General features: G+C 45.3%; 7 protein-coding genes. 2 read left to right on the top strand and 5 right to left on the bottom strand.

All coding sequences use genetic code 11. The features are described 5' to 3' along the window. Positions 1-96: 96 nt before the first annotated feature. Positions 97-1,149 (top strand): IS481 family transposase, encoded by a 1,053-nt coding sequence (locus tag VIS94_13185; GenBank protein ID HEY9162024.1) that lies wholly within the window; start codon positions 97-99, stop codon positions 1,147-1,149. A gap of 73 nt (positions 1,150-1,222) precedes the next feature. Here the strand turns inward: VIS94_13185 and VIS94_13180 are convergent, their stop codons facing one another. The 4 genes from VIS94_13180 to asnB form a co-directional block, all read right to left on the bottom strand. Continuing rightward, positions 1,223-1,657, bottom strand: coding sequence for a PIN domain-containing protein (locus tag VIS94_13180; protein ID HEY9162023.1), 435 nt, complete (start codon positions 1,655-1,657; stop codon positions 1,223-1,225). Further along, positions 1,654-1,908 carry a DUF6364 family protein gene (locus VIS94_13175; protein HEY9162022.1) on the bottom strand — a complete coding sequence of 85 codons (255 nt, stop codon included), beginning with the start codon at positions 1,906-1,908 and terminating at the stop codon, positions 1,654-1,656. The genes VIS94_13180 and VIS94_13175 overlap by 4 nt, the downstream gene beginning before the upstream one ends. Positions 1,909-2,555: 647 nt before the next feature. Beyond that, positions 2,556-3,674, bottom strand: coding sequence for a DUF262 domain-containing protein (locus VIS94_13170; GenBank protein HEY9162021.1), 1,119 nt, complete (start codon positions 3,672-3,674; stop codon positions 2,556-2,558). A gap of 381 nt (positions 3,675-4,055) precedes the next feature. After that, positions 4,056-5,957, bottom strand: a complete 1,902-nt coding sequence (gene asnB, locus VIS94_13165; GenBank protein HEY9162020.1) for an asparagine synthase (glutamine-hydrolyzing) — start codon at positions 5,955-5,957, stop codon at positions 4,056-4,058. A 283-nt stretch (positions 5,958-6,240) separates the two neighbouring features. Here asnB and VIS94_13160 point away from each other — a divergent pair, with 283 nt between their 5' ends. Further along, positions 6,241-6,831, top strand: coding sequence for a hypothetical protein (locus tag VIS94_13160; protein ID HEY9162019.1), 591 nt, complete (start codon positions 6,241-6,243; stop codon positions 6,829-6,831). A gap of 126 nt (positions 6,832-6,957) precedes the next feature. Here the strand turns inward: VIS94_13160 and VIS94_13155 are convergent, their stop codons facing one another. Further along, on the bottom strand, positions 6,958-7,746 hold the full coding sequence (locus VIS94_13155; GenBank protein ID HEY9162018.1) for a hypothetical protein: 789 nt from the start codon (positions 7,744-7,746) through the stop codon (positions 6,958-6,960). Positions 7,747-7,756 lie beyond the last annotated feature (10 nt).

Raw genomic sequence — 7,756 nt, 5'->3', positions numbered from 1 at the left:
TCCGATCAAATCTGACAGTTGGGTAATTGAAAAGGAAGTACCCACGAGCTATTCTTTCTGAGGGGAAATAAAACAAAATCAGAAAGGAGAAAGCTAATGGGTACGGAAGACAAACTTATCAGAAGTAAGATGGGATTGCTAGAGTTGGCGGGTTATCTTCAGAATGTTTCAAGGGCATGTCAGGTGATGGGCTATAGCCGGGATACTTTTTACCGGGTCAAGAATGCTTATGAGGAAGGAGGAGTTGAAGCTCTTTATGAGCAGAACAGAAGGGTTCCCAATCATAAGAACCGGGTATCTTCGGAGGTTGAAGAAGCTGTAGTGGCAATGGCATATGAGGATCCGGCTTTGGGACAGAAGCGGGTGAGCTCAGAGCTTACCCGGCGCGGGCTGTTCATATCGCCGGCTGGGGTTCGCTGCGTATGGCTGAGGCATAATCTTGAGACATTCAAAAAGAGACTCAATGCCTTGGAGGATCATGTTTCAAAGACAGGGGAAGTTGTCACTGAAACGCAGTTAAAGTCCCTGGAAAGGGCCAAAGAGGAGAAGATATCCTGGGGTGAGATTGAGACCGAACATGTAGGTTATCTTGGGGCCCAGGATACCTTTTATGTAGGTACTATTAAAGGTGTAGGCCGTATCTATCAACAGACCTTCATAGATACATATTCTTCAGTAGCGGAGGCCAAGCTGTATACCTCAAAGCATCCTATAAATTCGGCTGATATACTCAATGACAGGGTTGTTCCTTTCTTCGAAGAAATGGGTGTTCCTCTTTTAAGGGTTCTTACTGACAGGGGAACCGAATTCACAGGCAGGCCTGATACTCATGAGTATGAGCTTTTCCTTGCGCTTAATGACATTGATCATACAAAGACAAAGGCAAGGCATCCTCAGACAAACGGCATATGCGAGAGGTTCCATAAAACCATCCTCGAGGAGTTCTACAGTATTGCTTTCAGGAAAAAGATTTATCTCAACATAGATGAGCTTCAAAAAGACCTGGACGTATGGCTGAAGCGTTATAACACTGCCAGGCCTCATCAGGGGAAAAGGTGTCAGGGCAGAACCCCCATGGAAACCTTCCTGGAAAATCTGCCCTTGGCAAAAGACAAAATCTTGGATATGAAGTTCGATCTGGCAGCTTAAACTTAATCGTACAAACATCCCCTCGGAAAGGAGAGCTGTCAGATCAGGTCGGAGCTAATACAATTTAGAAGCGTTATCTGCTTTCTATCTTTTCCTTAAACAGATTGATAAGTTCTCCTGGTTGAATTGCTTCTATGCTGGAATGTTTATAATCTTCCGTGTTTCTGGTCACAATATAGTCGCATCGATTCTTCAATGATGCAAAGTGCTGAAGGGCATCTTCAAAATCTTTGAATTTGGATTCAAGGGCATTAACGACATCGGAATGATCGACAGGCAATATTGTAATGAACTTTGTCATTTTATTTATAAATTGCCGTGCGTTTTTATCGCCCCCTGCTTTCCTTAGAACATAATAGATATTCGAAATTACTATTGAAGAAGTAAAGCCCAGGAGACTGCTGTTTTCCGCAAGGGATAAAACCAGTTTGCTGCTTTCCCAGAATTTTTCCCTGGCCAGAGCAACATCAAGAATGATGTCAGCATCTATGAAGACTTTTTTAATCATGTATGCTTTTCCAAAATTGCCTCTTCGATCATCTTTTTATAATCCTTGCCGCTGTCTTTAAACATGCCGAGAAGACTATCGGTTATGGGAGAATTCAATTTGCCGGCAATTTCCGGATGCGCCTTTCCTTCGGAAATATTATCAAGATACTCTTCGACTATCCGGGATACGCTCTTGCTTTTATTGCGGGCAAACCTTTTGGCCTGATTGATAACCCTGTCATCAATAGTTAAAGTAAGTTTCGTAAGCATTTCTCACCTCACACGTATCATTTATCAGTTATAACACGTGTTGTCAATGATGGCGTATCGATATGTCCTATCTTAAAATGACTGTAAGTTATTTGTTTAAGAGCATCCCTTTCATGCCTCCTGACTAGTTCCTGTTATCTTTCCGATTGGTTTCTTTTTATCGTTAAGCGATTGGATATGTCTCGTTGATTGTCTCCTCAAGAAAATCAAGAACTATGTGTCCTTCTTCGTAAAACTGACGGAGTTCCCTTAATGTCACAGTAATGCTCTGCGTGTGAGCTACACCATGACGGTTTGTAATAATGTTATTATAGAAAGTAACTGCGCGATCGTGACCCTGCATTCGTTCAAGAAATCGTCGCTTGAAATCTGGACCAAAACGATTCATAAGACCAGCAAGTTCACTAGACATGGTGCTTCGGAACACTGCAGAGACACATGACCTAAAAAAGGCGCTCATAGCTGGGTCATTGAGTCTGTCTGCTCTTCGAGCAATCATTAATTCTATTTTTTCCTCGAAAACGGAACAGGTAAGTACTAAAACTGCTCTAGTAAGTAAGGATTCTATCTCGGTTCCTGATGCACTTGTATCAACTAGATGTCTGTCGCAAGAATCAAGTATTTCGTCAATCTTGGGTATTTTCATTTTACTCAAAAAGTATTTCCGCTGTTTTGCGAAGCCGTAATTTGACTCTCTCATTGTCGGTTGTACTTTCCCTAGTAGCTCGATCGAAGTCTGCGTTTGCAAGAAGTAGTTTGTATCGGTCTTTTAGATCAGTTGGGAGTGAAGATATGTTCTTTGAAATAGTAGTCATCACAGCATCGAAAACGGCCGCGTTTAGCCCATTACGAATATGAAATGGCTTGTCACCAAGCATTGACGATACCTTATCGCAGGTTTGACGAAAAAGATCGCCAGCAGTTTTGATGGACTCGTCACTTGCATCTCGATTCTTCCGCATGTACTTTGACAAGAATTCCTTCATAGGTTTCTCATATGCTTCAATGTCACGCATAGCAAAGAATCGGACTAGAAGTTCGATGTCCTTCTTTCGGCTATCAGGTGTCGGTTTACCCAGAATATTACGCCAGGCCCCATATTCATTGATCTCATTTAAGAAAGCAATTAAGTTGCCATGGTAAACAGAGTTCCTGACCTCCTGGTTTGTTAAAAGAGTACCTCCCGTGTTAAGGCGTTCGAATATGTGATACATGCTTGTGTCATCGCTAGGATCGAGCTGTTGTACTACAAATGATCGAAGTACACAGTTTTTTAATCGTAGTTGATCTTCTGGATCCAGATCTTCATATGTTTTCGCATTGAATCTACTTTTCTCGCTTAGTCCTACGAGTTTGAAAACCTTGCGCTTATCGTCTTCGGGTGTGCCAAAATACCCTTCAAAAAAGTAGAATATGCTCTTCAAGCGTTGTTGCCCATCAATTACAAAATATTTCTGAGATTTTCTCTCCGTGTATAGAAACACAGCAGGAACCGGTAATCCAACCAGAAACGATTCAATAAGCTTGCTAGACTGGACCTGTTTCCATACAAACCCCCGCTGGAAGTCTGGAATAAGTATTTCTTTGGCCCTCCATTTCATATAAAGGACTTCTAGCGTGTAGTCTGCCGGAAACGTTGATATCTGATACTCGGGAGGTGAGCTTTCATAATCTTCATCTTCAGATGTTATTGGTTCTAGGTCAATATCACCAGACTGAGTTCTGGCACGTTCATTGTCAATCCTAGCATCTATTCCTGACTCCATTTTCTTTCTCCTTCAAGCTTCCCAATTATGACTATAACGCAGTGAAAAATGTTATCGTACTAAACAACCATTGCTGATACTTTTAAATAACATCACAAACCGGTTGTAGCAAGCTGTTTGGGAAGGCATATATAGTCATGACATTTAAATATTGAACATTGAAACCCCATTGTTTTCATTTTTTACAGGGCGGCAGAACAAGGCAGGTCGAGGAGCGACGAAGCGGAAATGCGAGGCATACATAGACGTATGTCGCAGCGTTTCCGCCAGGAGCGACAAATTTTTGCGTCACAAAAATTGACGTACCGAAGGTGCGCCCGAAGGGTGAGGGCTATCTGCCCGAATCAAAGAGATGCGAAGTTATCCCGCCCTGCCTGCACCTTAGCAAAACTTATCCAACAATATTTGTGTTGATATTATTCCTACGAACGCACTGTTATCCCTGAATCCCAGCCTTGACGATTCCGCGCATTTCTTAATGAGCCCCTCCACCATACCCGGATTGTAGATACCGGAAGATTTTATCGTTTCAGTATCGAGATATTGCGCAACATTCTCACGGGGTTTTCCATCTGCAAAGAAACCTTCCTTGTTCGGTGCACCATAGGGCTGCTTTGTGCGCATAAATATCTCGCGCGGCAGCTCGTCCATGAAAGCCTTCTTCAGGATATACTTTTCCGTCAATCCTTTTAGCTTGAGCTTCGGGTCAATCCTGTTGGCGAATTCAGCCACATTATGGTCAAGGAACGGGTATCTGCCTTCCACGCTGTGCGCCATTGTCATGCGCTCGCCCTGAGAGCACAGGAGATAGCCTGCGAGCAGAAGTTTTATTTCCAGATACTGCGCCTGGTTGAGCGGATGCCAGCGGTAAAAATTATCCGGAATCAGCGCCTCAAGCTCATCTACCGGACTGTAATCAAGAAGTGCGTATCTGACCTCGTCTGTAAAATATGACTGTATCCCTGCTGTATTCCTCCATGTGGGAAGATGCGAATACCCGAAATGCGAGGTCTCGGCTATGTCCTTTTTATAAAACGATATTAGCATTGCACCCGAGCGCTTCATCTGTACAGGCGAATACGGGTAGAGCCTGAAAAGGAGCTGCGGTCTTAATTTCGAGTCGGGAAATTTCGACCAGAAGCGGCGTATCCTGTTTTCCTTGAAGATGTCGTAGCCGCCGAAAAGCTCGTCCGATCCTTCTCCCGTCAGTACCACCTTTATCCCGTGGTTTCTGGTGAGACCAGAAAGGCGGTGCATGGGTGCAGGCGCAGAGCGAAGCACTGGAGTCTCGGCATGCCAGATGACATCTTCGAAGACATTTCCGATATCCGGGTAGCCTATCCTTTCGACATGGTGGTTCGTGCCGAGCGCCCTGCCCATCATCTCCTGAAACGGCGCCTCGTCGTATGCGGAGTCGGCGAAGCTTACCGAAAACGTCTCCATGTGCTGTGCATGTTTTCTCACAAGAAGGCAGAGTATGCTGGAATCGAGCCCGCCGCTCAGATATGCACCGACCGGCACGTCGGCCCTCAGTCTTATTAACGCTGAATAGTCAAGCAGTTCGCGTATGCCATCTATCGCCTTTTTTTCATCCCTGATGTCATGCTCGCTCGCATCGGGAAATTCGAGGTCCCAGTATATTTGCTTCTTTACTCCGGATGAATCCACGACCATGAATTCGCCGGGCCTTAATTGGCTTACACCTTCAAAGACAGTGCGGGGCGCGACCGTGTTCCAGAACGTGAATACCTGCGAAAGCCCCATATAATCGAGGCTCAATTTCCCGAGAACCGGAAGCATTGCCTTTATCTCCGATGAAAAGATCAGGCTGTCATTTTTCCATGCATAGAAGAGCGGAGCTATGCCGAACCTGTCGCGGGCAAGGATAAGCCGCCTGTTCTTTGCATCCCATAAGGCGAATGCGAACTGGCCGTTCATATGCTCGAACATTGCGAGGCCGTATTCATCGTAAAGATGCGGTATGAGTTCGATATCACAGTCTGTGCGGAAGACGTGGCCCTTTTTGATGAGTTCTTCGCGAAGTTCAATGTAATTGAATATCTCGCCGTTCGCCGAAACCACGACGCTGCCGTCATTATTGGACAGAGGCTGCCTGCCGGAGGATACGCCGATAATTGAAAGCCTCTTGTGGCCGAGCATCAGCTCATCGCCCGCCCATGTGCCGTATTCGTCCGGCCCCCGGTGGTTCATTGTTGAGAGCATCCTTTCGATGTTCTCAATCGTGAAACCTGTCGGTTTATATATTCCCGCTACACCGCACACATCTGACTCCTGAAAACCTGCATTAGATACTACATCGGCTGAAATGCTTTAAACCTGCAGTTAAAAATCATTAACAGCTTATGATCAGAGTTCATTTGGACTAAATATTCGGTATCGGAATTCTTCTGCACCAATATTCTGTACACAAGACAAATACCTTATTCAGATTTTTCCATAAAAAAACCATGACATTTTTCTCATATGCCTATAAATAACCGGTATGAAGATACCCTCCAAAATCATCGTAATATTGTTTGCCCTTATCCTGCAGGCGGGGTGCTCCATGCCCCTGAGCATCCTGAATAATGCCGAAAATGCTGATATCTACAAGGCATGGGGCGGAAGATACTGCACCGGAGATTTGTACATCGCGGACTATCCGGATATCATACTGAGACTGAGCAACTACAAGCTCTACGGCGACAGCGTGCTGGACAAGGCGCCCAAACTCCCATCGTGCAGATATTATCTCATGCTGGTCTCATCCGGATATTCAAAGAATGTTTTCCGAACACCTTCAACACTTGCCGTCGTTATCGACGACACAACAATCCCGCTCAACATCGTTGACTCATCAACAAGCGGGGCAAAAGGCAAATACCTGTTGTCCAACGCCCAGAATTCTCCAGTAACCCCCAATGCCGATGTTTACGAGATGCAGTCTTTCAATAAAAAAATCGTCTATTACGGCATTGACGCAAGACTCATTAAAAACATGACCGGATCGAACAAGCTCTACCTGAAAACTGAAAACAATATTTATGATCTTATGAAGCTCGACAACACCAAGCGATATGCCCCCCGATCATTCATCGAGGGCTGCAAGATATTTTATTATGATGTCGTCCTGAGCCAGTGCGGCCCGATGAATTAGTAATAACTAGTAAATATAGCTTACCGGCTGAGAAGTGAATAATGAAAAAGGCCTCAACAGGAAACTGTTGAGGCCTTTCTTTTTTTTAATCCAGTAAGTTTTCTTAAGTCTCTTTTTCCGGTCCTTCTATTTTTTCGGGGGCATCAGCATGTCCTGTATGCGCATCATGAAGCTGCCCATAACACCTGCATATTCCGGTGAGCCTTCGAGCTTGATGTCGCCGTCTGATGTTGCACTGACGGTATCCTTGCTTTCACCGAGCACTTTGTAGGCGCCTTCTATGCCGTTAAAACGCATATGGACAAACGGGGCCTTGCGCGTATACTTGCCGTGGCCGGCCTTTGTCTTTCCGCCCTTTATCCTGAGATATGCCGCAGGACCATCCGGGTCGACCGACATCTGATATATCCTGTCGGGCTGCTTGCCTGTCCAGACCATCATGTCCTCGTCTCCGCCCTTGTTAAGCTGAGAAAGAGCGTTCGTAATCATGTACATGATCATCTTCACCTTGAGTTCACGCTTTGCAGGCTCTTTCGGATTGACGTTCGGCATCAGAAGGAGCAGTCCGAGCATCAGTAAAAGGAGCTTTCCGACAAGGGTTATCTTGTAAAGCCCTTTAGGAAATCCGCCGAAAGCAGGAACCCCGCCCGTGAAAAGCGCGTTCATGCCTGCGGCGTGTTTGAATGGAAGAACCACATCTGGATTAGGATGAATACCCTGAAGCACTTCCAGGCCTCCGTTTTTAAATTCCAGGTACGCACCGGTATCAGTCCCTTTGATGCAGAACTGGATCACGCCGTCATATTTTCCAAGGAGCTTCCTCACTGACATGTAGTCGGCTTCATAAAGAACCTTGAACAAGGGCATGATAGACCGGAGTACAATCCGGTTTGTCAGCATTACTTTATCTGCCATATGAGTTCTC

This window comes from Desulfomonilia bacterium (assembly GCA_036567785.1).
GTDB lineage: Bacteria > Desulfobacterota > Desulfomonilia > UBA1062 > UBA1062 > DATCTV01.
The sequence above is the reverse complement of the archived record's forward strand: the minus strand, read 5'-3'. Positions and strand labels throughout refer to the sequence as shown.

Coding starts and splice junctions, on each gene's coding strand:
- VIS94_13185 (HEY9162024.1), top strand. CDS start 97: ATGGGTACGGAAGACAAACTTATCAGAAGTAAGATGGGATTGCTAGAG.
- VIS94_13180 (HEY9162023.1), bottom strand. CDS start 1,657: ATGATTAAAAAAGTCTTCATAGATGCTGACATCATTCTTGATGTTGCT.
- VIS94_13175 (HEY9162022.1), bottom strand. CDS start 1,908: ATGCTTACGAAACTTACTTTAACTATTGATGACAGGGTTATCAATCAG.
- VIS94_13170 (HEY9162021.1), bottom strand. CDS start 3,674: ATGGAGTCAGGAATAGATGCTAGGATTGACAATGAACGTGCCAGAACT.
- VIS94_13160 (HEY9162019.1), top strand. CDS start 6,241: ATGCCCCTGAGCATCCTGAATAATGCCGAAAATGCTGATATCTACAAG.
- VIS94_13155 (HEY9162018.1), bottom strand. CDS start 7,746: ATGGCAGATAAAGTAATGCTGACAAACCGGATTGTACTCCGGTCTATC.